We start from the raw sequence: 23,149 nt of genomic DNA, 5'->3' as shown, positions 1-23,149 counted from the left end.
TTTGATATCATTATAAAAGTGTAATTTTTATCAAATCTAGTGATTATGCATAAAATTTTACTTCATTTACTTTCGCTTCATTATAAAGTAAACTTAACTCTTGTTGACTTGATCAAAATTTAATACAAATGTGAAATTGACTCTTTTCATTTTATTAAAAATATATTAAGATGTAATCTGTGTTTCAAGAAATGTGTATTATTGCAATTTCTTGTGTCCGGATAAAATTCCCCAAACAGAAAGGTAGATAACAGAATGGATAGACAGAGTTTTACAGATTTAATTCAAACAAAATTTAAAATGGTTCGTATAGAGGCTGGTTATACGCAAGATACTATGGCGCAAACAATTGGACTTTCTAAAAAGACTTTAGTACAAATCGAAAAAGAGAGAGTATTACCAAACTGGACAACTTGTATTTCAATTTGTGCATTATTCAGAGACTCTGAAGTATTAAACAGTACATTTGGCTGTGATCCATTAGAAATCGTTCAAACAATTTCAAGAAATCACTGTGCATATCCAAACCATGCACCAACAAGTGATATTTATTGGAATAACATTGAGACTCGTAATGGGTACATTTTACAAAGTAACAAAGTAAGCAATATTTATCGTGTATTAAATCCAGATAACCAACCAATTTTCGGTACTTCTAAAATGAGAGAAGCTGAAACATACTTTAACAGAAATGCTAAAGAAGAATTAGTACATATCTAGGCCTATATACTTTTAATAAATAATAAAAGCGATGTAACACACCTGTTTCGAGAGGTGAGGCATCGCTTTTTGTATGTAAACTAATAATAAATTGAGCAGAAAGTGAAATGATTAATGAATTAAAAAATAAAAATAGTGGTATAATGAATAACTATGTTGTCACAAAGGAGTCAAAATTATGAATGCACTATTTATTATCATATTTATGATTGTAGTAGGGGCGATAATTGGGGGCATTACTAATGTAATTGCAATTAGAATGCTGTTTCACCCCTTTAAACCATACTATATATTTAAATTTAGAGTCCCATTTACACCAGGTTTAATACCGAAAAGACGCGAAGAAATTGCAACTAAAATTGGCCAAGTGATTGAAGAGCATTTGCTTACAGAAACTTTAATTAATGAAAAATTAAAAAGCGAGCAATCACAGCAAGCAATAGAATCTATGATTCAACAGCAGTTACAAAAGTTGACGAAAGATCAATTGTCAATAAAACAAATTACTTCTCAAATCGATATTGATTTAGAACAAGTATTACAAACTAATGGAAATCAATATATTGAATCACAATTGAATAATTATTATACAAAGCATCAAAACCAAACAATAGCATCTTTATTGCCAAATCAACTTGTAACATTTTTAGATCAGCATGTAGATAACGCAACAGACTTATTATGTGATCGTGCAAGGAATTATTTATCATCTGCAAAAGGCACACAAGATATTAATGATATGTTGGATACTTTTTTCAATGAGAAAGGTAAGTTATTTGGTATGTTGCAAATGTTTATGACAAAAGAGAGCATTGCAGATCGCATTCAACAAGAACTTATACGTTTAACATCTCATCCTAAAGCAAGAACAATTGTGACATCGTTAATTACCAATGAATATCAAACTTTTAAAGATAAACCATTGAATGAACTGTTAGATGCATCGCAGTTTAATGAAATCGCTGAAAATCTATCAGTGTATGTAACAACATATGCAAGCAAACAAGCGAATAAGCCAGTGGTTACGTTAATGCCTCAATTCGTTGATTATTTAGAAGGTCAACTCTCTAGCAAATTAGCAAATTTAATCATTGAAAAATTATCGATTCACTTATCTACAATTATGAAAAAAGTGGATTTACGAGGATTAATTGAAGAACAAATTAATACGTTTGACTTAGATTATATTGAAAAATTAATTATAGAAATTGCTAACAAAGAACTAAAGTTGATTATGTCATTAGGTTTCATTTTAGGTGGTATTATTGGATTTTTCCAAGGTTTGGTTGCAATCTTTGTCTAAAAAAGCGAGATGTGGTAAAGTAATATCGAACGTTTTAATAAACATCACAACAAAGGAGTGCTATAACCATGGCAGTAAATTTATATGATTATGCAAATCAATTAGAACAAGCTTTAAGAGAAAGCGAAGAATACAAAGCAATCAAAGAAGCATTCGCTAATGTAAAAGCTAACGAAGAATCTAAAAAGTTATTCGACGAGTTCCGTGAAACTCAAATTAACTTCCAACAAAAACAAATGCAAGGTGAAGAAATTGCTGAAGAAGATTTACAAAAAGCGCAAGAACAAGCGCAAGCAATTGAAAAAGATGAAAACATCTCTGCATTAATGAATGCTGAACAAAAAATGAGTCAAGTATTCCAAGAAATCAACCAAATTATCGTTAAACCATTAGACGAAATTTACGCTGACTAATATTAAAATAATATTTTTCAATCCTTTAAATAGAGGAATAGACTGCCGACAGAGTCCGAGACTTTGTGGGTAGTTTTTTTAGTTTTGATAACGGAAGTTAGAGGCTCTCTGTCAAATTGGGCAGATGCGTTCAGTATCGGAATTTAGGCTACTAAACATGTCCTAGCTTTAGCTCAGAATGGACGACGGAAGCTGGGCAATCAAACATGGCTAGCTCTATGCCAAAACGGGCAGATGAGCTTGATAACGGAAGTTAGGCTAGTAAACGTGTCCTAACTTCCTTTTTGCATTTTGAAGTGTAAAGTTTTCAACATAATACTATTAGTTCGGTCATGTATCGGACTGATGGAAAAGCGTTTCACTTTTAATGGCTCATTAAGAACGGCCTGAAAATGTTTGGCGTATTTAGTGCAATGATAGTTTTGACATTTAGTTTCTAATTGGTCATTACTGCCGAGCAAATCTAGTAGAGTAATCATGTAAATCTTTAATGTGTCAGTTGGTTCACTAGCGGTGTTAACAATTACGGAAATTGCATTTCCGACTGAAATTTTTGAAAAAAATCAACGCACGCTACAAATAAAATTTTAAACTGTTATAAATGTGTCTCAATTTCATATGTTCATCGACGATATGAAGCGTATTATGGTAAAATGAAGAAATAATAAACTTGTTAATAAATAAAACATCACGATTTGACTAAAGCACTTTATTATTGTGTAGATAATAATTTTTTAACGAAATAAAAATGGCGACTGGTTTTAATAAATCAGCTAATGAATCACTACACCTATAAGTATGAATATAGTGATTAGAATGCTTTGTATAGTTGGATTTTGCAAAATTGATGTTAGAACCTTTAATTAAGGAGATATGGATGTATGGTTAAATTTATTCATTGTTCGGATTTACATTTAGATAGTCCTTTCAAATCTAAGAGTCATATAAGCCCTAAAATTTTTGAGGATGTTCAAAAAAGTGCTTATGAAAGTTTTAAAAACATTGTAGATATTGCATTACAACAAGATGTTGATTTTGTAATTATCGCGGGTGATTTATTTGATAGTGAAAACAGAACATTACGTGCTGAAATTTTCTTAAAACAGCAATTTGAACGTTTACAAAATGAACAAATCTTTGTTTATGTTTGTCATGGTAATCACGACCCATTATCATCAAAGATTTCATCAAACTGGCCAGATAATGTTTCTGTATTTTCAAATAAAGTTGAGACGTATGAAGCAATTACTAAATCTGGTGAAACAATTTATATTCACGGATTTAGTTATGAAAATAGAGCAAGTTATGAGAACAAGATTGATGAATATCCATCAAGTCAAGGCCAAAAAGGCATACATATTGGTGTCTTGCATGGTACGTATAGTAAATCTTCAGTTAACGAAAGATATACCGAGTTCATTTTAGAAGATTTAAACAGTAAATTGTATCATTATTGGGCTTTAGGTCATATACATGAACGTCAACAATTAAGTGATATGCCTGTAATTAACTATTCAGGTAATATTCAAGGTAGACATTTTAATGAGCAAGGTGAAAAAGGTTGCTTATTAATCGAGGGTGACCACTTAAAATTAAAGACTAAATTTTATCCTACACAGTATATTAGATTTGAAGAAGCAACTATTGAAACGGATAAGACATCTAAGCAAGGTTTATACGAGGTCATTCAAAACTTTAAAGAACAAGTGAGAGAAGAAGGAAAAGCCTTTTATCGTTTAACGCTTGTTATTAATAGTGAGACATTAATTTCACCTCAAGATTTATTACAAGTTGAAGAAATGATTACAGATTATGAAGAAAACGAAAATCAATTTGTATATATTGATGAGTTAAAAGTACAATATGCACAAAATGATGAGTCACCTTTAGTTAATGAATTTTCAGCGGAATTATTAGTCGATCAAACTGTTTTTGATAAAGCGATGTCAGATTTATATTTAAATCCAAGGGCATCTAAGTTCCTAGACGATTATGGAACATTCGACCATACAGCATTAGTTAATCGTGCTGAAGAAATATTAAAAGCTGAAATGAGAGGTGAACAAAATGATAATTAAATCACTTGAAATTTATGGTTACGGTCAATTTGTTCAACGTAAAATTGAATTTAATAAAAACTTCACTGAAATTTTTGGTGAAAATGAAGCGGGTAAATCGACGATTCAAGCATTCATCCATTCGATATTATTTGGTTTTCCAACTAAAAAGTCTAAAGAACCAAGGCTAGAACCACGTCTAGGTAACCAATACGGTGGTAAATTAGTACTTATTCTTGATGATGGCTTAGAGATTGAAGTTGAACGAATTAAAGGCAGTGCTCAAGGTGATGTGAAAGTATATTTACCTAATGGTGCTGTGCGTGATGATGCTTGGTTACAAAAGAAACTTAATTATATTTCTAAAAAGACATATCAAGGTATCTTTTCATTTGATGTACTAGGGCTTCAAGACATTCATAGAAATCTAAATGAAAAACAATTGCAAGATTATTTATTACAAGCAGGGGCTTTAGGATCAACTGAATTCACGTCAATGCGCGAAGTGATTAATCGTAAAAAAGATGAATTATATAAAAAATCAGGTAAAAATCCGATCATTAATCAACAAATTGAGCAATTAAAACAACTAGAAAGTCAAATTCGTGAAGAAGAAGCTAAGCTAGAAACATATCATCGCTTAGTAGATGATCGAGATAAATCATCACGTCGATTAGAGAATTTAAAGCATAATTTAAATCAATTATCAAAAATGCATGAAGAAAAACAAAAAGAGGTTGCTTTACATGATCATTCACAAGAATGGAAGTCTCTAGAACAACAGTTAAATATTGAGCCAATCACATTCCCAGAAAAAGGTGTGGATCGTTACGAAAAAGCACGAGCGCATAAGCAATCGTTAGAAAGAGATATTGGTTTAAGAAATGAGCGTTTAGCTCAACTTAAAGAAGAAGCGACTCAATTAGAGCCAGTTAAACAATCTGATATTGACGCCTTCATTAGTTTGAATCAACAAGAAAATGAAATTAAAAATAAAGAATTTGAACTTACTGCAATCGAAAAGGATATTGCGAATAAACAACGTGATAAAGATGAATTGCAAGCAAATATTGGTTGGTCTGAAACGCATCATGACGTAGATAGTTCAGAGGCAATGAAAAGTTATGTCAGTGAGCAAATCAAGAATAAACAAGAACAAGCTGCATACATTAAACAATTAGAACGTAGTTTAGAAGAAAATAAAATCGAAGATAATGCGGTTCATAGCGAACTAGATTCTGTTGAAGAAAAAATAGTTCCTGAAGAGACTTTTGAAAAGAAAAAAGAATACTCACAACAAGTCATTGAATTAAACGAAAAAGAGAACTTGTATAGCAAATTGAAAGAACGTTTCGAAATTGAGCAACAAGAAAAACAAAAACGTCAAAAATTGTTACGAACAACGTTTATTCTTTTAACATTAGTAGGTATTGGTTTAACTGCCTTCTCATTTATTTCAAACAACATGTTGTTTGGTATTATTTTCGCAGTATTAACTTTAGTATTTGTTATCGGTATCATCATGTCTAAATCAAAAGAAGTAGATTATAGCGAGGCCATCACAGATGAAATCGAAGAAATTAAAGCACAACTAGCCATTTTAGATGAAAATTATGACTTAGATTTTGATCTTGATGAGCAATATCGCATTCGTGATCACTGGCAACAAGCTTTGAAAAATAAAGATATTTTAGAAGAGAAACGTCAGTATATTGAAGGTCGTTTAAATGATGCGAAAGGGCGTCATGATGAATTACAATCGACAGTTGAGAACGTTAAGGATGAATTATACTTATCATCTAAAATTTCAAATGATTTAATTGTTGATAGTATTTCTACAATGGCGAATATTAAAGCATTAGATCAACATATCAGTGATTTAAATCAACAACGCCAGCAATTGGTTCAAGAATTAGATACATTCTACAATCATGCTGAAGCTGTTACAAAATCACAATTTGTTTATTTCAACAAATTATCTTTATTCCACGATGTGCAACAATGGTTGAAATCAGCTGAAGACACGAATGAAAAATGGCGTATTAATGCTGAAAATACCAAACTTGTTACAAATGAATTAAATCATTTAAATGCTCAATTAGAAGAAAATAATAAAGAAATTACAGCACTATTCGATTTTATCAATGTTGGTACTGAAGAAGATTTTTACCAACATCATGAAGATTACCAAACTTATACTAGTAATTTGAGTCGTTTTAATGATTTAACTAAATATCTTGAGAACCAAAACTATTCTTATGAATTAAGTTCTAGTTTAAGTGAAAAAACAACTGCACAACTTGAAGAAGAAGATCATTTATTGGCTACTCAAGTTGACGAATATAATGAGCAATATCTTGAAATGCAAGCACAAGTCAGTGATTTAAGTGCACAAATCAATCACATGGAAACTGATACAACGCTTGCTAATTTAAGACATGAATATCACAGTCTTAAAAATCAACTTAATGATATCGCAAAAGATTGGGCAAGTTTAAGTTATTTACAAAGTTTAGTTGATGAACACATTAAACAAATTAAAGATAAACGTTTGCCTCAAGTTATTAATGAAGCGGTAGAAATATTGAAGCATTTAACAGATGGCAGATATACGATGATTAACTATAATGAAGATTCAATTACGGTTAAACATGTTAATGGTCAATTATATGATCCTGTTGAACTAAGTCAATCTACAAAAGAATTACTTTATGTAGCTTTACGTATCAGTTTAATTAAGGTACTAAGACCATATTATCCGTTCCCATTAATTGTTGATGATGCATTTGTTCATTTTGATAAAAAACGTACTGAAAAAATGTTGAATTATTTACGATCATTATCAGAACACTATCAAGTACTATACTTTACATGTGTAAAAGATAATATTGTTCCATCAAAAGAAGTGATTACATTAAACAAAATAGAGGAAGGCGGGAAACGATGAGAAATATAGAGAATCTAAATCCCGGAGATTCAGTTGATCACTTTTTCTTAGTGCATAAAGCTACACAGGGTGTAACAGCACAAGGTAAAGATTATATGACATTACATTTGCAAGATAAAAGTGGTGAAATTGAAGCGAAATTTTGGACGGCTACAAAAAATGATATGGCAACAATCAAGCCTGAAGAAATTGTACATGTTAAAGGTGACATCATAAACTATCGCGGAAATAAACAGATGAAAGTCAACCAAATTAGACTAGCGACAACTGAAGATCAATTAAAAACAGAACAATTTGTAGATGGTGCACCTTTATCACCGGCAGAAATACAAGAAGAGATTTCTCATTATTTGCTAGATATTGAAAATGCTAATTTACAACGTATCACACGTCATTTATTGAAAAAATATCAAGAACGATTTTACACATATCCAGCTGCTAGTTCTCATCATCATAACTTTGCGAGTGGCTTAAGCTATCATGTATTGACGATGTTACGTGTTGCAAAATCAATTTGTGACATTTATCCATTGTTAAACAAAAGTTTGTTATATAGTGGTATTATTTTGCATGATATTGGTAAAGTTAGAGAATTGAGTGGTCCTGTTGCGACGTCGTATACAGTCGAAGGTAACTTATTAGGACACATCTCGATTGCGAGTGATGAAGTAGTTGAAGCAGCTCGTGAATTGAACATTGAAGGAGAAGAAATCATGTTGTTAAGACATATGATTTTATCTCATCATGGTAAGTTAGAGTATGGTTCGCCAAAACTGCCATACTTAAAAGAAGCAGAAATTTTATGCTATATCGATAACATCGATGCTAGAATGAATATGTTTGAAAAGGCTTATAAAAAAACTGACAAGGGTCAGTTTACAGATAAAATATTTGGTCTTGAAAATCGTAGATTCTACAATCCTGAATCACTCGATTAAGAATTAAAAGATATCGGACAGATGAGTATACTGAAACATGAGCTCATCTGTCCGATTTTTAATGCGAAAAAACCGAGCGGCCGTGGTATGATTTTTGAACCACGGTCGCTCGGTTTTGTGTTATTGGCTCATGCCGGATTGTCCGCCTTGTGCGCCACCTTGTTTAAGTTTTTCAGGGTTTAAGATTTTATCTTCGACAACTGATTTAATATCACGATCTTTAAAGTCAACATCGTATTCTTTTAATAGATCTTTGTATGCATCAGTTAATAATTTTGGATTTTTTTGTACTTTCTGATCGACTAATTTTTCTTTCAGGCTTTGTTTTTCACTGTTAAAGTCTGTTGGTTTATCAGCTTTAATAATATGATATCCAAAGCTTGATTTAACAACCTCTGATACTTCACCATCTTTAAGCTTAAATAGTGCTTTTTCAAAATCTTTATCAGTTTGTCCTTTAAGAACATAACCTAATTCGCCATCTTTTTTAGCTGAACCAGTATCCATTGATTCTTTTTTAGCGATTTCACCAAATTTACTTGGATCTTTTGAAACTTCTTTTTGAATTTCTTCAGCTTTTTGTTTCGCTTCTTTATCGTCTAAGCCTTCTTTGTCGCTTTTCTTAGATTTAACTTTAATTAAAATGTGTGAAGCTTTCTTGCTGTCTTCTTTAATTTCAGAATCAGAGATTTTAATTTTATCTGATAGTAATTCTTTATGATAAGCAGCAGTACGTAAATTTTCTTTATATTTATCGGCTGTTAAACCTTGCTGTTGAAGGGCCTTTTCAAATTTATCTTTACCGCCGTATTGCTTTTGCATTTTTTCAATTTGTTCGTCAATCTTCTTATCATTAACTTTATTTTTATATTTATCAGCTAAAATTTTATTTAACATTTCAGTAAATGATGCATTTGCAATTTGATCTTTACCGATTTTTTTCATTGTATCTGCAACTGTTACGTCTCCAGCTTTAGAAGAAATTAATGTATTTTCTTTAGAGTCTGTGGCACTAGCGCCACAAGCGCCTAATAATAAAGCACTAGCTGTTACCGGAACGATTAATTTGTTTATCATCTTCATAGTTGAAACTCCTTTGTAAGTTAATCATCGTGAATATAACATAGTTTTATATTATCACCAATCAATAACCCATGACATCAGACTAGAGCATTAGGTTTAGGGGTAGAAATTGATGAAAATAAAAAAACAAGGTCTATATACATTTGATTGTAAGCTATTACATAGCCTAAAAACAAATAATAACACCTTGCTATAATTATTTTGTTATAAATGATATGGATTTTTAATTTTTTTCAAAATATTAATACCTGTACTATGTTCTTCTATATATTGTCCATAATTAGAAAATATAATTATTTTTAAATATAATAAATCTGTAATGGAAATACCGAAATTCAATGCCAATAAGAACATAAAATAATGTCCATATTGCGGGAATAAAATTGTTAGATAAACGAACATTGCAGATAAGATAATTAACGGCAATATTAAGTTAATGCAAAAATAAAATTTGTGTACAGGTTGATTGACGTAGGTATTATAGAATATAAGCCATTTTCTTTTAGTCAACTTATGAACTTTAAACGATTTTCTATATGGTAAGAAAAATAACAAATGTATACTTTTATGTAATGGATACGTCATAAATACAAGTAATAAAAAGATGAGAAAATGTCTATCTGATAATGGCGTATTAGATAAAAAATACATTACTTCATAACTAACTAAAAACATAATGATGGTTGCAACTGCACTCATAAATGCAATTCTAGGCAAACCAAATCGTGCATTGATATCAATTTGTCTTTTACATAAAAACATATCTTACGCCTCATCTCTTTTCAATATAAGTTAGATTATAACTAACTCAGGTTCAGTAATTCAATAGTAACATATCATGTTAGAAGAATTGTTATATAAGAAGAAAGGGGCGAAGTATTGTTTGATTTGAAACGCGAAAGTGGAGTTTGGTAAAATTGGCTGATTGACTAGCGTAGAAGTAGAATGCAGAACAAATTTCTGCGAACACATCTTCTTGCTAATAAAGCATCACTTATGAAAAAGGCGCGTGTGACATGAGTATTTGAAAACTTGAATAATATAAAAAATGGATATGGCAGGGCATATGCAAAAGCATCTTTTGACCAACTAAGTTATACAAATGCTAAAAATATAGTGATATGTAATTATAATAAATACCAGATTAATAATTTGTGCAAGTAAGGTATATGTAATGTGCATAAAAGGTTCGGCTCAATGAAAATATAAGTATGTTGTTTGTCGATAATGATTTAAGTAAAGCGTAATCAAAGTGCAAGGATAACACAATGAATCCTAAGCAATGTTTTCAATCAATTCATAAATATGATTTAAGCGAAAATCACTACAAACGATGTATTCCTGTAATTTGTAAACATAAGTTCATTTGAGTTATAAAAAAGAGATGACAAGAAATATCTAATTTCTAATGTCATCTCGTTTATTTGGCATTTAATTAAAAAAAATAAATATGCTGTTACTAATAATAATAGTTGTGATCGAGAACGTAACGTGCTACTTAGAAATTTCGTTTCCAATATCCTCGCCACGATTTTGTAAATTTTCGATGTGTGACTGTAAACGTTCAATATTAGGATTAATGTCAGATTTGAAGTTTCCAAGTAATGACTTAATTTCACCACCAATTGAACTACCAAATTCCGCACTTTCGTTTTTAATTTGAACACCATAGTTTAAAATGTCATTAAAACTTTGTTTAATCGTTTCAAATTCACGTTGTAGTTCTGATTTTGAACCAGTAGGGGCAGTACGATCGATCGTGTTGTTCTTGACACTTTTGTCGTCTCGTCCTTGAAGTGCAACTACAAAACCAGCTGCTACGCCAACACCGATACCGAATAGAATGCGTGATGCTTTCATTTATATTCTCCTCACTTTTAACATCTGTTATCTTGATAACTCATTTTGTTTAAAATTGCTAACCTTGATGTTATCACTTCAAACGCAATTGTTATAATATTAATCATATTATACCCGTTCGAGCTTAGATTAAGCATACATTTAAAATTGTGCTTGAATTTGTTCAGCAATTTGTTGTTTTGCATCGTTATCTAAAATGTCTTCATGTGTTTCCCACTTATAACCAAATCCATCAATATCATTTTCATATCGAGGAATTAAGTGGAAATGAATATGAAATACAGATTGATCTGCAAACTCACCATTATTTTGAATAATGTTTAAACCATCAGGATTAAATGCACGCTTAATAGCATTTGCTACTTTAGGTAATGCTGCACCGATATGTTTCATTGTTTCTTCATCAGTTTCAAAGATATTAGCAGAAGCTTTTTTAGGAATTAATAACGTATGTCCTTTAGTAACTTGTGATATATCTAAAAAGGCATAGACATAATCGTCTTCATATACTTTAAAGCTAGGAATTTCTCCAGTTAAAATTTTGCCGAAAATTGTTTCTGACATGATGACTACACTCCTTTTCAACTTGTATTACCATTCATTATAACATTGTCGCTAAAAATTCGATATTAGGACATGTGTATTTAATATGAGCATTTTATAATTTTTGGTACAATATAAGTCATGGAGGTGCCTTATGACAGTTAAAGTAGAACAGCTTACAGGTGGATATGGAAAACGCCCTGTAATTAAAGATATAAATTTTGAATTAAACAAAGGCGAAATCGTTGGACTTATTGGCCTTAATGGCGCTGGTAAGAGTACAACGATTAAACATATGCTAGGATTGCTTACACCTATGGAAGGATCTCTATCAATTTCAGATATCAACATTAATGATGACATAGAGGCTTATAGAAGAAAGTTATCTTATATTCCGGAATCACCGGTTATTTATGAAGAACTCACATTAGAGGAACACATTGAGATGACAGCAATGGCATATGATATTGATCGTGATGAAGCGATGAATCGAGCAATGCCATTATTAAAGACATTCCGTTTAGAAAATGAATTGAAAGTTTTTCCGAGTCATTTTTCTAAGGGGATGAAACAAAAAGTCATGATTATTTGTGCGTTTATCGTTAATCCCGAATTGTATATTATAGACGAACCATTCCTTGGCCTAGATCCATTAGGAATTCAATCCATGTTAGATTTAATGGTTGAAAAGAAAAACGAAGGTAGAACCGTTCTAATGAGTACACATATTTTAGCAACAGCTGAACGTTATTGTGATCGTTTTATCATACTAGACGAAGGTGAAGTCGTTGCATTTGGAGATTTAGAAGCATTGAGACAACAAACTGGCTTACATAAACAAACATTAGACGATATATATATTCATGTGACGCAAGGTGGAGATGTACATGCATAACCAAGCGACCACATTATTTAATAAAAGATTACATGCCCTTCGTAAAGAGAAAAATTATTATAATAAGTTTATATTTAATGGTCATTTCATGGTCTTTTTACTTATTTTGCTGGGTGCATTTATTTTTGGATATGGTGAATGGTTAAAACATATTCCAACGAATATCAATTTTTCATTAATAGCAGCAGTGATTGTAGCATTGACATCCATTTTTCCAATGCGACCACTCCTAAAAGAAGCGGATAAAATCTTTTTATTACCATTTGAAAAACACATGTCTCAATTTATGCGTCATGCGATTTTATATAGTTACTTTGCGCGCATATTAATCCAACTCATTATTGTTATTGTAATGTTCCCGTTGTTTTACAATATTAATCAACATAATGTGGCATTTTATATTTGTTTTGGAGTCAGTGCATTAATTTTTCCATATGTTGGTTTACGCTTAAGATGGCAATGGTATCAATCGGGACTTAAAACATGGCAAGTTAATTTAATATCATTCATCACCTTTGCTCTAACATATTACTTACTATTAGCTCCAAAATGGTACATCGCATTTGTGATGGTTGCTTTGCCTGTGTTAATAGAATTTTTAGTTAAAAAATATAAACCAGGCTTTTTGTATCCTTGGGAGAAAATGATTGCAATCGAACATCGACATCATATGAATTATTATAAATTTGTTAATATGTTCACCGATGTAAAACATTTGAAAGAATCTGCAGTCAGAAGAAGTTATCTAGATATACTTTTACCAGTTCCAAAGGGTAGTAAATTTAACTCTAATGCGATGTATTTATTCTTATTTATTAGAAGCTTTATAAGAGGGAGAGACGCATTTAATATTATCTTTAGGTTAGTAATTATTGCAGTTTTATTAATGGTTTGGTTATCATATCCATTAGTGACAGCAATTATTGGGTGTTTATTTGTATATATTATATTGTTACAAATGGCACAATTTTATTCACAGCAAGCATATGGCTTATGGCCTCAAGTGTGGCCTGTACCTGAAGAGAAGGTAATCAAAGGGTATGAACAGTTTTTATATAGATTAATGTTTGTTATTTGTACTGTGTTTGCAGTGACATTTATTATAAAACATATGACGTTATTCTATGTTGTACTCATTTTCTATATTGTAGGTTTATTAACGATTAGAAGTATTATTAAAAAGTTGAAATATCAGGAAACATTATTACGAGACTAAAAAACTTCCATTGGCATGTATGTTGTAAAGGTGCATGTAATGTTGAACGCCAAATGATACGGCGTTCAGATTACATTAGCATCTATACGTTAACAGCATAACCAATGGAAGTTTTCTTCGAATCTATTCTTTTATTGGGTATAGATATCTTTCAAAATAACTTGAATGTTGTCCGCTTGAACCAAAGTAATGACTTAATGCGTCTTTTGAAAAATGGTCATTAAAGGCATCAGATTGCTTAAAGTCTTCGTATGCATGTCGATCAGCAAATCCAAAATAAATTTTGTATGTTGTACCTTTAGCAGGTCTTAACAAACGATAGCTTTTAAAGCCACCAAAGTTTCTGAAATTATCGTCTACACTAATCAGTTTCTTTTCAAGTTGATATGCATGATCTTCTGTTGATGGAATGAAGATTGCACAATAGAAATGATGTTCACTGAATTCACCAATTTCTTTGATAACATCATATTTTGTAGGTGATTTTAAAACAGTCTCACCATCAGTTTCTTCAAAAATAACTGAAGTATCTGATGCTGAAAATTGGAATAGTTGATGGGTCGGGTTATTGATTTTTATCTGATGTAAAAATCCATAAGTGCCATAAGATGTATATAGTTTCTTCATATGAAAGGTCCCCCTTATGTTTTTATTTATTATACGATGATAAACTAGTCATTACCACTATTAATAATTGATTAAAATTACTATAATGAATCTTGCGAGATATTTAGAAGTAATGATACAAAATAATGGACTTTAGAATTTAAATTTACAATAAATAGTTCTATGATTAAATGTCAGTTTTATGACATTTATTTATTGAAAATACGAACGAATGAGCGATATGATAATATAGATAAGAATGATTTTAATTTAGGAGGCCTTTATGGTGCATAATAAAAACAATACAATTTTAAAAATGATCAAAGGTGAAGAAACATCACATACACCTGTTTGGTTTATGCGACAAGCTGGCCGTTCGCAACCAGAATATCGAAAATTGAAAGAAAAATATTCACTATTCGATATTACACATCAGCCGGAGTTGTGCGCTTATGTAACACATTTACCAGTTGATAATTATCATACAGATGCAGCAATTTTATACAAAGATATTATGACACCATTAAAGCCAATTGGTGTCGATGTAGAAATTAAATCGGGTATTGGTCCAGTGATTCATAATCCAATCAAAACAATTCAAGATGTTGAGAAACTTTCTCAAATAGACCCCGAACGAGATGTACCATATGTATTAGATACAATTAAACTTTTAACAGAAGAAAAGTTAAATGTGCCGCTAATAGGATTTACTGGGGCACCATTTACATTAGCGTCATATATGATTGAAGGCGGACCATCGAAAAATTACAATTTTACAAAAGCGATGATGTATAGAGATGAAGCAACATGGTTTGCTTTAATGAATCATTTAGTTGATGTATCTGTTAAATATGTAACAGCTCAAGTCGAAGCAGGTGCCGAATTGATTCAAATTTTCGATTCATGGGTAGGTGCATTAAATGTCGAGGATTACAGACGTTACATTAAACCACATATGATTCGATTAATCAGTGAGGTTAAAGAAAAACATGATGTGCCGGTAATTTTATTCGGTGTAGGTGCCAGTCATTTAATCAATGAATGGAATGATTTACCGATTGATGTATTAGGCCTAGATTGGAGAACGTCTATTAATCAGGCTCAACAATTAGGCGTTACTAAAACATTACAAGGGAATTTAGATCCATCAATTTTATTAGCACCATGGAATGTCATTGAAGAGAGATTGAAACCAATATTAGATCAAGGTATGGAGAACGGTAAACACATCTTTAATTTAGGACACGGTGTATTCCCAGAAGTGCAACCAGAGACGTTACGTAAAGTAAGCGAATTCGTACACACATATACACAAAGATAATCATAGTTTTACATTGAAGCACATGAAAGATAATTCATTTAAAGGAAGGTATTATCAATGACTAAAAAAATGGGATTATTAGTTATGGCTTATGGCACACCTTATAAAGAAAGTGACATAGAGCCATATTATACAGATATTAGACATGGTAAACGTCCATCTGAAGAAGAACTTCAAGATTTGAAAGATAGATATGAATTTATAGGTGGTTTATCACCATTAGCAGGTACAACAGATGACCAGGCTGATGCGCTAGTTTCAGCATTAAATAAAGCATATGCAGATGTTGAATTTAAACTATACTTAGGATTAAAACACATTTCACCATTTATCGAAGATGCGGTTGAACAAATGCACAATGATGGCATTACTGAAGCAATCACGGTAGTACTAGCACCACATTATTCTTCATTTTCAGTAGGATCATATGACAAACGTGCTGATGAAGAAGCTGCAAAATATGGTATTCAACTTACACATGTGAAACATTATTATGAACAACCTAAATTTATTGAATATTGGACGAATAAAGTCAACGAAACATTAGCTCAAATACCGGAAGAGGAACATAAAGACACGGTATTAGTTGTTTCGGCACATAGTTTGCCAAAAGGTTTAATCGAAAAGAATAATGATCCATATCCACAAGAACTAGAACATACTGCGCTTTTAATTAAAGAACAATCTAATATTGAACATATCGCGATTGGTTGGCAATCTGAAGGTAATACAGGTACACCTTGGTTAGGGCCAGATGTACAAGATTTAACACGTGATTTATATGAAAAACATCAGTATAAAAACTTTATATATACGCCAGTAGGTTTTGTATGTGAGCATTTAGAGGTGCTTTATGACAATGATTATGAATGTAAAGTAGTTTGCGATGATATTGGTGCGAATTATTATCGTCCAAAAATGCCGAATACACATCCATTATTTATCGGTGCAATTGTTGATGAAATCAAGTCTATATTTTAATGACGAAAGAAGCGTGAAACGTTGTGACTAAATCAGTGGCTATTATAGGAGCGGGGATAACAGGTTTATCAAGTGCATATTTTTTAAAACAGCAAGATCCTAATATTGATGTAACCATCTTTGAAGCATCGAATCGTCCGGGGGGAAAGATTCAATCGTATCGTAAAGATGGTTATATGATTGAACTAGGGCCTGAATCTTATTTAGGTAGAAAAACGATTATGACAGAATTAGCGAAAGATATTGGATTAGAACAAGATATTGTTACAAATACGACTGGACAATCATATATTTTTGCGAAAAACAAATTGTATCCTATTCCAGGTGGATCAATTATGGGAATTCCGACAGATATCAAACCGTTTGTGACAACTAAATTAATTTCACCACTTGGTAAATTAAGAGCAGGATTAGATTTAATCAAAAAGCCTATACAAATGCAAGATGGTGACATTTCTGTTGGTGCATTTTTCAGAGCAAGATTAGGTAATGAGGTACTTGAGAATTTAATAGAGCCTTTAATGGGTGGTATTTATGGTACCGATATTGATAAATTAAGTTTGATGAGTACGTTTCCTAATTTTAAAGAAAAAGAAGAGGCATTCGGAAGTCTGATAAAAGGTATGAAGGATGAGAAAAATAAGCGTCTGAAACAAAGACAATTATATCCTGGCGCACCAAAAGGACAATTCAAACAATTTAAGCATGGTTTAAGTTCATTTATTGAAGCATTAGAACAAGATGTGAAAAATAAAGGTGTGACAATACGCTACAATACGTCAGTGGATGATATTATTACATCTCAAAAGCAATATAAAATTGTTTACAGTAATCAACAAGAAGATGTATTCGATGGGGTATTAGTGACAACACCGCATCAAGTCTTTTTGAATTGGTTCGGACAAGATCCAGCATTTGATTACTTTAAAACGATGGATAGTACGACTGTTGCAACTGTTGTATTGGCATTTGATGAAAAAGATATTGAAAATACTTATGATGGTACTGGCTTCGTGATTGCGAGAACGAGTGATACAGACATTACCGCATGTACTTGGACATCGAAAAAATGGCCATTTACTACACCAGAAGGTAAGGTTTTGATTCGTGCGTATGTAGGTAAACCAGGTGATACTGTGGTTGATGATCATACAGATAATGAATTAGTATCGATTGTACGTAGAGATTTAAGTCAAATGATGACATTTAAAGGCGATCCTGAATTTACAATTGTCAATCGTTTGCCGAAAAGTATGCCACAGTACCATGTTGGTCACATTCAACAAATTAGACAGATTCAAGCACATATTAAACAAACATATCCACGACTTAGAGTAACTGGTGCATCTTTTGAAGCGGTTGGACTACCTGATTGTATTACGCAAGGTAAAGTTGCTGCTGAAGAAGTAATCGCAGAGTTGTAAGTTAATTGTTGGATGGTGTGGTGTAGGTGCGACGCCTTTAGATAATGTTTGATGAAATATAGTCATTTTTAAGTTATATAATGGTGGAAGTAATGTGTAAATATAGATACTTTCAACGGGAATTATTTTTGTGAATTTGAAGCAGAGACAAAGGTTTAGCTGTTTTTGAATGATATTGAAATGATGACAATACACTTTAATTAGAAATGTCACTTTGCGATATAACATTTCTAATTAAGGTGTTTTTATTTTACAATTATAGGTAATCAGTCATTTTTTTAAAAATAGAAAAGAAGTAGTAAGTTGAAAGGAGAGAATGAGATGACAGATGTAATTATTGTACATTCTATGCATGGAAATAGTAGAAATCATTGGTATCAGTGGTTGGAGCATAACTTAACTTTAGAAGGATATGACGTAACATTATTTAATTTTGAATCCCCTGAAGCGAAGACAGTGGATCAGTGGATTGAAGCTATGACGAAACAAATTAATGTACGCAAAAAGGATACATATTTTGTAACACATGGTTTAGGTTCAATCACAGCTTTAAAATATATTGAAATGATTGATCAGCCGATTGAAGGCTTTTTTAGTATAGCGGGCTTTAAAGAAGATGCAGAAAATATAGATTTAGATATTGATTTAAGTAATGTAACCATTGATTACGATAATATTAAAAAGAAAGTTGACAATTTTTACGGATTGAGTTCTAAAAATGACAAATACGTTTCATATAAAGAAACCCAGCGTTTAATGAATGCATTAGAGGGGAACTTGCGAATCGTGGAAGATGGAGGGCACTTCTTAGAAGAGGATGGCTTCGAAACATTTACAGCGTTGCAAGATCGGATGCAAGATTACATGACACGATAGGTAATGTTTGGTTGCTATGTTGTGTCAGTAGGTAGCTGCTGATTTTGAAAAAATTGTGGTAATTGAGGCGTCAAGCAATGTCTTAGGGCTACAATGTTATATTGGTAGTCGCTGACTGAAAGAATATGCGGTGTAACAAGCTTTTATAATTTCTTTTTCAGAAGGTATAGGCGTTGTAAACTTTATAACTCCTATACCTTTTTAAATGCTTTAACACTATTTATGACAACTATTAGACACTTATATGATAAAAGGGAATAAGAAGCGTTTTTTTACACAAAAAACTTTAAAAATGTCGTTGACGTATACTACAAAAATGAATATACTAATATTTGTGTTCAACAGAGAACATGTTGCTACGATATTTAAGTAATTATTTAAGAGATAACATTTAAATTAAATTCAAAAAGTTCTTGACTTTAGGTTTTTGATTATGATATATTAATTAGGTAATTCAAAATAATATTAGCGCGGGATGGAGCAGTTCGGTAGCTCGTCGGGCTCATAACCCGAAGGTCGGTGGTTCAAATCCGCCTCCCGCAATACATAGTTTTTAATTTAATAGGTCTCGTAGTGTAGCGGTTAACACGCCTGCCTGTCACGCAGGAGATCGCGGGTTCGATTCCCGTCGAGACCGCCATTATTATTACCATTAAGGTTCAGTAGCTCAGTTGGTAGAGCAATGGATTGAAGCTCCATGTGTCGGCAGTTCGACTCTGTCCTGAACCATTCTTAATTCATGGCGGTTGTGGTGAAGTGGTTAACACATCGGATTGTGGTTCCGACATTCGAGGGTTCGATCCCCTTCAGCCGCCCCATAATCGTTTACATTAGCGGGTGTAGTTTAATGGCAAAACCTCAGCCTTCCAAGCTGATGTTGTGGGTTCGATTCCCATCACCCGCTCCATTATTTTCTATTATTCCACAGTAGCTCAGTGGTAGAGCTATCGGCTGTTAACCGATCGGTCGTAGGTTCGAGTCCTACCTGTGGAGCCATGGCTCCTTGGTCAAGCGGTTAAGACACCGCCCTTTCACGGCGGTAACACGGGTTCGAGTCCCGTAGGAGTCATACAAACAGAAGTGAAATATCGCTTCTGTTTTTTTATTACATATTTATTGTTGAGGAAGGTTGTCCGAGCTGGCCGAAGGAGCACGCCTGGAAAGTGTGTAGGCGTCACAAGCGTCTCAAGGGTTCGAATCCCTTACCTTCCGTAAAGGCGCTTAAATTGGTTTTACCCATTTTAAGCGCTATTTTTATTTTAGACTCAAACCCTTGATATATCTGCATTTGAGCTATTATCCTCATTTTTACACTTCTTATTTATTTATATCCATTTAAAATTTTTTAGCCACAATGTGACTAATTTTTGATGATTAATCTTAACTTTAGTCACAAGATTTTGAAGTTTAGTCACAAAACAAATCATTCAGATTTTTTTCTATAAATTTAGTTTCATTATCTTCAAATTCTTTAATCAAATGCGAATATGTTTTAAGCGTTGTATGTACATCTGCATGACCTAATCGTTTTGAAATGTAATGTTTAGCTGTTACTTAAAGAAAATCAAACATTATATATACGCTTGAAAAAATAAAATAATAATATTATAATATAATCAATCGGCATCTACGTGCGGATTTTAAAGAAAAGCGTAGCATAACCAGGAGTTAGTCGATTTTTAATAAATTCGACTAAATTATTAATAAAGGCTAAAGTAATTAGTTTACTTTAGCCTTTATTGCATTTGTAATTTATAGAACTGCGAACAGGGGACTACTGTTAATTTATGTGATTAAAGTTTCAATGATATTTGATTTATTAGACCATTTCAAAAACGCAAGGTTCTCATTTTCTGCTACAGTTTGCGGTCTTTGGAAGATATATATCATTTACTATTACTAACATGGTATATTCTAATTTGTTTGTGGATAGGCTGTTTGGTTTGATATCGCGGTAAATATAAGCTTCATTAGTTATATTGTTGAAATCTAAGTTGAATTTAATATCATACAGCAATGTGCCAATTAGGGACATTTTTAATTTTGAACTCTACATTTTGTTGAGAGTATCTGGTTATATTTGCAAAATGGTATGAACATTTATCATCACTTAATAAGTTGTCTTGATGATTGAATGACCCAGTATTTATTCAGTTCGAGAAGATTGAGAGTGTTAAATCGTATTCGCGTATAATTTCGATTCTTGTTATACCATTTTCATAAAGTTTAACCATTTGTAATTTGAAATCCTTAATATATGTTCTTCTGACTCTTGTCAAAATAAAATCACCTATCCACATAGTTTAACAATATCTATTCTCATAGAATTTGTTCAACTAAGTGCAGACGATTCTGCATTATCAATAAGGCCATTCAATTTGCTATCTTAAGCTGTTTCGAATTTTTCAAATTCGTTTCATTTAATATAAACATTGATATTATCACGTCTATAAATATTAAATCAATAAACCTATCTTTTCATCTAATTCGCTATAATCTATTGTACTAATATAGTTTTCATGAAGAAGATTTTTATTATGTTCATTTATTTCTTTTTTTGAGTCATTTAAAATAAAAATAAACTCATTTTGCCTGTGTCTTTTTATTTTTTTTGCTTGCATAGCATCCGTTATTTTCGACTTAATAATCATAGAATTATTAGGGTTAGAAATAGCATTGATAAATTTTTCTTTTTGATTTTTCTTAGCGCTAATAAAAAAGTCGAAATTATGAACAACACCACTGCTTCCTATAATAGGTAAGTCTCTTCCGTAATAAATGTTATGTTCATCCAATTTGTTTGCAACATCTTCTGTAAATATGTTCTGTGACTTAGGATTAGAAAGTAAGTACATATCATTAACAAATATAAGGCACTGTAATAAATTATGTTTCGATTTATTAAAATTTTTAAAGTTAGTTTGAACAAAAATTTCGTGAGTTTTATCGTTATATTTAATACCGTAAGCTGAAAGGTGCTCTTCAAAAATCTTTTTACGTTTTTTGATTTATTTAAAGAAATACCATTATTTTCTAAATCAAATATAGTATAGCCGTCATCTGTCAGTGTAATCATGTCTCTGGACTGATCGTATAAAGCGTAAATTATTAAATTATCTAAAGAATTATCTTTAAAAGGAGTATCTATTCTTACTACATTGTTTGATAAATTAGAAAACTCTAAGGTCTGATTATACCAATCAAGATATTCTTTTTTTAATTTTTTAGCATCAAATGTAGTCATATTATCCCTCCTTTATTCAAGGTCTTTTATATTATTATACTCTAAAAACGACATATACACATTATACAAGTTATAGATGTCGGGGAAATCTTTCAAGTTAATTTCATAAGCAAACCTATCCTTTTTATCATACTTATCATTATATATGTGAATATGACTTTTCGGAGCGATTGTTCCATCTGGATTATCGTGAGTCCCACCGTTAATATCTATTCTAACTAGGGTGTGATAGGTATCTTTGAAAATGATTGAAATTGAAAACCTATCTTTTTCTATGTTCCCTCTTTTTATCGTTAATAAGTACTTTATTCCTAACTTAAAACTTATTATTTCTTGCCTTTCATTTATTCGACTAGCAACTATTGTTTTTAATTCATTTACATCGATATGAGTTTCTGGATATTTTAATTCATTTATTAATAATTTTACGTGCTCGTCGTTAAGACTATTTAAATCAAGTTTAGCCATGTCTGTTCCTCCTTTAACATTGTATAGGCATTAATTTTTAATACTTTCTTATTTGAAAAAAGCAAAAAAGATAGGTGAGATGTATACACAACCAAAAGTGTATATTATCAATTTAGCATCTCGCAATATAATTTTATACAATGTATAATAAGGTTTAAAGATGCAGCTCATCTCCATTTTCATAGGGGATTTTTAAAATTAAGTATTGAAAAATAAAATATTTATATTATAATATAAATAAGTCAACGACCATG

The 23,149-nt window shown here is 31.5% G+C and carries 20 protein-coding genes, 8 tRNA genes and 2 pseudogenes; 22 read left to right on the top strand and 8 right to left on the bottom strand.

Going from position 1 to position 23,149, the window contains the following annotated elements:
• The first annotated feature begins 255 nt into the window (after window positions 1-255).
• The 7 genes from xdrA to yhaM all read left to right on the top strand — a co-directional run bounded on the left by xdrA (window position 256) and on the right by yhaM (window position 8,378).
• Window positions 256-720, top strand: a complete 465-nt coding sequence (gene xdrA, locus IDG66_RS07615; protein ID WP_000375864.1) for an XRE family transcriptional regulator XdrA — start codon at window positions 256-258, stop codon at window positions 718-720.
• 178 nt (window positions 721-898) lie between these two features.
• Entirely contained in the window at window positions 899-2,023 is a 1,125-nt protein-coding gene (locus IDG66_RS07610; RefSeq protein ID WP_000992521.1) for a DUF445 domain-containing protein, read from the top strand.
• Between the two features lie 68 nt (window positions 2,024-2,091).
• A complete protein-coding gene (locus tag IDG66_RS07605; protein ID WP_000290301.1) occupies window positions 2,092-2,436 on the top strand; it encodes a YlbF/YmcA family competence regulator in 345 nt (114 codons plus the stop codon).
• Window positions 2,437-2,928: 492 nt separating this feature from the next.
• Complete coding sequence (locus IDG66_RS07600) at window positions 2,929-3,027, top strand: hypothetical protein (RefSeq protein ID WP_001802255.1); 99 nt, start codon at window positions 2,929-2,931, stop codon at window positions 3,025-3,027.
• 290 nt (window positions 3,028-3,317) lie between these two features.
• Window positions 3,318-4,514: a metallophosphoesterase family protein gene (locus tag IDG66_RS07595; protein ID WP_000238230.1), complete on the top strand. Its 1,197-nt coding sequence runs from the start codon at window positions 3,318-3,320 to the stop codon at window positions 4,512-4,514.
• Window positions 4,504-7,440, top strand: a complete 2,937-nt coding sequence (locus tag IDG66_RS07590) for an ATP-binding protein (protein WP_000584628.1) — start codon at window positions 4,504-4,506, stop codon at window positions 7,438-7,440. Before IDG66_RS07595 ends, IDG66_RS07590 begins: the two co-directional genes overlap by 11 nt.
• Entirely contained in the window at window positions 7,437-8,378 is a 942-nt protein-coding gene (gene yhaM / locus IDG66_RS07585; RefSeq protein WP_001244179.1) for a 3'-5' exoribonuclease YhaM, read from the top strand. The genes IDG66_RS07590 and yhaM overlap by 4 nt, the downstream gene beginning before the upstream one ends.
• 120 nt (window positions 8,379-8,498) lie before the next feature.
• Here the strand turns inward: yhaM and prsA are convergent, their stop codons facing one another.
• The 4 genes from prsA to IDG66_RS07565 form a co-directional block, all read right to left on the bottom strand.
• A complete protein-coding gene (gene prsA / locus IDG66_RS07580; protein WP_000782121.1) occupies window positions 8,499-9,461 on the bottom strand; it encodes a peptidylprolyl isomerase PrsA in 963 nt (320 codons plus the stop codon).
• A gap of 204 nt (window positions 9,462-9,665) precedes the next feature.
• Window positions 9,666-10,223 (bottom strand): DUF3267 domain-containing protein, encoded by a 558-nt coding sequence (locus IDG66_RS07575; protein ID WP_000477957.1) that lies wholly within the window; start codon window positions 10,221-10,223, stop codon window positions 9,666-9,668.
• A gap of 732 nt (window positions 10,224-10,955) precedes the next feature.
• A complete protein-coding gene (locus tag IDG66_RS07570; RefSeq protein WP_000648118.1) occupies window positions 10,956-11,321 on the bottom strand; it encodes a YtxH domain-containing protein in 366 nt (121 codons plus the stop codon).
• Window positions 11,322-11,462: 141 nt separating this feature from the next.
• On the bottom strand, window positions 11,463-11,885 hold the full coding sequence (locus IDG66_RS07565) for an HIT family protein (protein ID WP_000004981.1): 423 nt from the start codon (window positions 11,883-11,885) through the stop codon (window positions 11,463-11,465).
• Between the two features lie 133 nt (window positions 11,886-12,018).
• Between IDG66_RS07565 and ecsA the strand changes: the two genes are divergently transcribed.
• Both ecsA and ecsB read left to right on the top strand, forming a co-directional pair.
• Window positions 12,019-12,759, top strand: coding sequence for an ABC transporter ATP-binding protein EcsA (gene ecsA / locus IDG66_RS07560; protein WP_000216873.1), 741 nt, complete (start codon window positions 12,019-12,021; stop codon window positions 12,757-12,759).
• The gene (gene ecsB, locus IDG66_RS07555; protein WP_000551840.1) at window positions 12,752-13,975 is read left to right on the top strand and encodes an ABC transporter permease EcsB; all 1,224 of its coding nucleotides are present in this window, start codon (window positions 12,752-12,754) and stop codon (window positions 13,973-13,975) included. Before ecsA ends, ecsB begins: the two co-directional genes overlap by 8 nt.
• 123 nt (window positions 13,976-14,098) lie before the next feature.
• Here the strand turns inward: ecsB and traP are convergent, their stop codons facing one another.
• Window positions 14,099-14,602, bottom strand: a complete 504-nt coding sequence (gene traP, locus IDG66_RS07550; RefSeq protein ID WP_000737978.1) for a signal transduction protein TRAP — start codon at window positions 14,600-14,602, stop codon at window positions 14,099-14,101.
• A 162-nt stretch (window positions 14,603-14,764) separates the two neighbouring features.
• On the opposite strand from traP, the gene IDG66_RS07545 reads away from it, so the two are divergent.
• The 13 genes from IDG66_RS07545 to IDG66_RS07485 all read left to right on the top strand — a co-directional run bounded on the left by IDG66_RS07545 (window position 14,765) and on the right by IDG66_RS07485 (window position 20,395).
• Complete coding sequence (locus IDG66_RS07545; RefSeq protein WP_001790154.1) at window positions 14,765-14,875, top strand: hypothetical protein; 111 nt, start codon at window positions 14,765-14,767, stop codon at window positions 14,873-14,875.
• Window positions 14,865-15,902 carry a uroporphyrinogen decarboxylase gene (hemE, locus tag IDG66_RS07540; protein ID WP_000233526.1) on the top strand — a complete coding sequence of 346 codons (1,038 nt, stop codon included), beginning with the start codon at window positions 14,865-14,867 and terminating at the stop codon, window positions 15,900-15,902. Before IDG66_RS07545 ends, hemE begins: the two co-directional genes overlap by 11 nt.
• Window positions 15,903-15,959: 57 nt before the next feature.
• On the top strand, window positions 15,960-16,883 hold the full coding sequence (hemH, locus tag IDG66_RS07535; RefSeq protein WP_000162881.1) for a ferrochelatase: 924 nt from the start codon (window positions 15,960-15,962) through the stop codon (window positions 16,881-16,883).
• Between the two features lie 23 nt (window positions 16,884-16,906).
• The gene (gene hemY / locus IDG66_RS07530) at window positions 16,907-18,307 is read left to right on the top strand and encodes a protoporphyrinogen oxidase (protein WP_000167542.1); all 1,401 of its coding nucleotides are present in this window, start codon (window positions 16,907-16,909) and stop codon (window positions 18,305-18,307) included.
• Between the two features lie 321 nt (window positions 18,308-18,628).
• On the top strand, window positions 18,629-19,183 hold the full coding sequence (locus tag IDG66_RS07525; protein WP_000132890.1) for an RBBP9/YdeN family alpha/beta hydrolase: 555 nt from the start codon (window positions 18,629-18,631) through the stop codon (window positions 19,181-19,183).
• Between the two features lie 469 nt (window positions 19,184-19,652).
• Window positions 19,653-19,726, top strand: a tRNA-Met gene (locus tag IDG66_RS07520).
• 21 nt (window positions 19,727-19,747) lie between these two features.
• Window positions 19,748-19,823: transfer RNA gene (locus IDG66_RS07515), tRNA-Asp, on the top strand.
• 16 nt (window positions 19,824-19,839) lie between these two features.
• A tRNA-Phe gene (locus IDG66_RS07510) sits at window positions 19,840-19,912 on the top strand.
• Between the two features lie 13 nt (window positions 19,913-19,925).
• A tRNA-His gene (locus IDG66_RS07505) sits at window positions 19,926-20,001 on the top strand.
• 15 nt (window positions 20,002-20,016) lie between these two features.
• Window positions 20,017-20,090: transfer RNA gene (locus tag IDG66_RS07500), tRNA-Gly, on the top strand.
• A 14-nt stretch (window positions 20,091-20,104) separates the two neighbouring features.
• Window positions 20,105-20,179 (top strand) — tRNA-Asn (locus IDG66_RS07495).
• Window position 20,180: 1 nt separating this feature from the next.
• Window positions 20,181-20,252, top strand: a tRNA-Glu gene (locus IDG66_RS07490).
• A gap of 54 nt (window positions 20,253-20,306) precedes the next feature.
• Window positions 20,307-20,395, top strand: a tRNA-Ser gene (locus tag IDG66_RS07485).
• A gap of 573 nt (window positions 20,396-20,968) precedes the next feature.
• On the opposite strand, the pseudogene IDG66_RS14185 reads toward IDG66_RS07485, so the two are convergent.
• From IDG66_RS14185 to IDG66_RS07475, 3 genes and pseudogenes are all read right to left on the bottom strand, one after another.
• Window positions 20,969-21,179, bottom strand: a pseudogene (locus IDG66_RS14185) (DUF1828 domain-containing protein); the annotation flags it as partial.
• A gap of 460 nt (window positions 21,180-21,639) precedes the next feature.
• Window positions 21,640-22,427 (bottom strand): annotated as a pseudogene (locus IDG66_RS07480) (DUF1828 domain-containing protein).
• Window positions 22,428-22,439: 12 nt separating this feature from the next.
• Window positions 22,440-22,895: a DUF6978 family protein gene (locus tag IDG66_RS07475; protein ID WP_001086056.1), complete on the bottom strand. Its 456-nt coding sequence runs from the start codon at window positions 22,893-22,895 to the stop codon at window positions 22,440-22,442.
• Window positions 22,896-23,149: the final 254 nt, after the last annotated feature.

It is taken from the genome of Staphylococcus sp. EG-SA-18 (assembly GCF_017151825.1).
Lineage (GTDB): Bacteria > Bacillota > Bacilli > Staphylococcales > Staphylococcaceae > Staphylococcus > Staphylococcus aureus.
The sequence above is the reverse complement of the archived record's forward strand: the minus strand, read 5'-3'. Positions and strand labels throughout refer to the sequence as shown.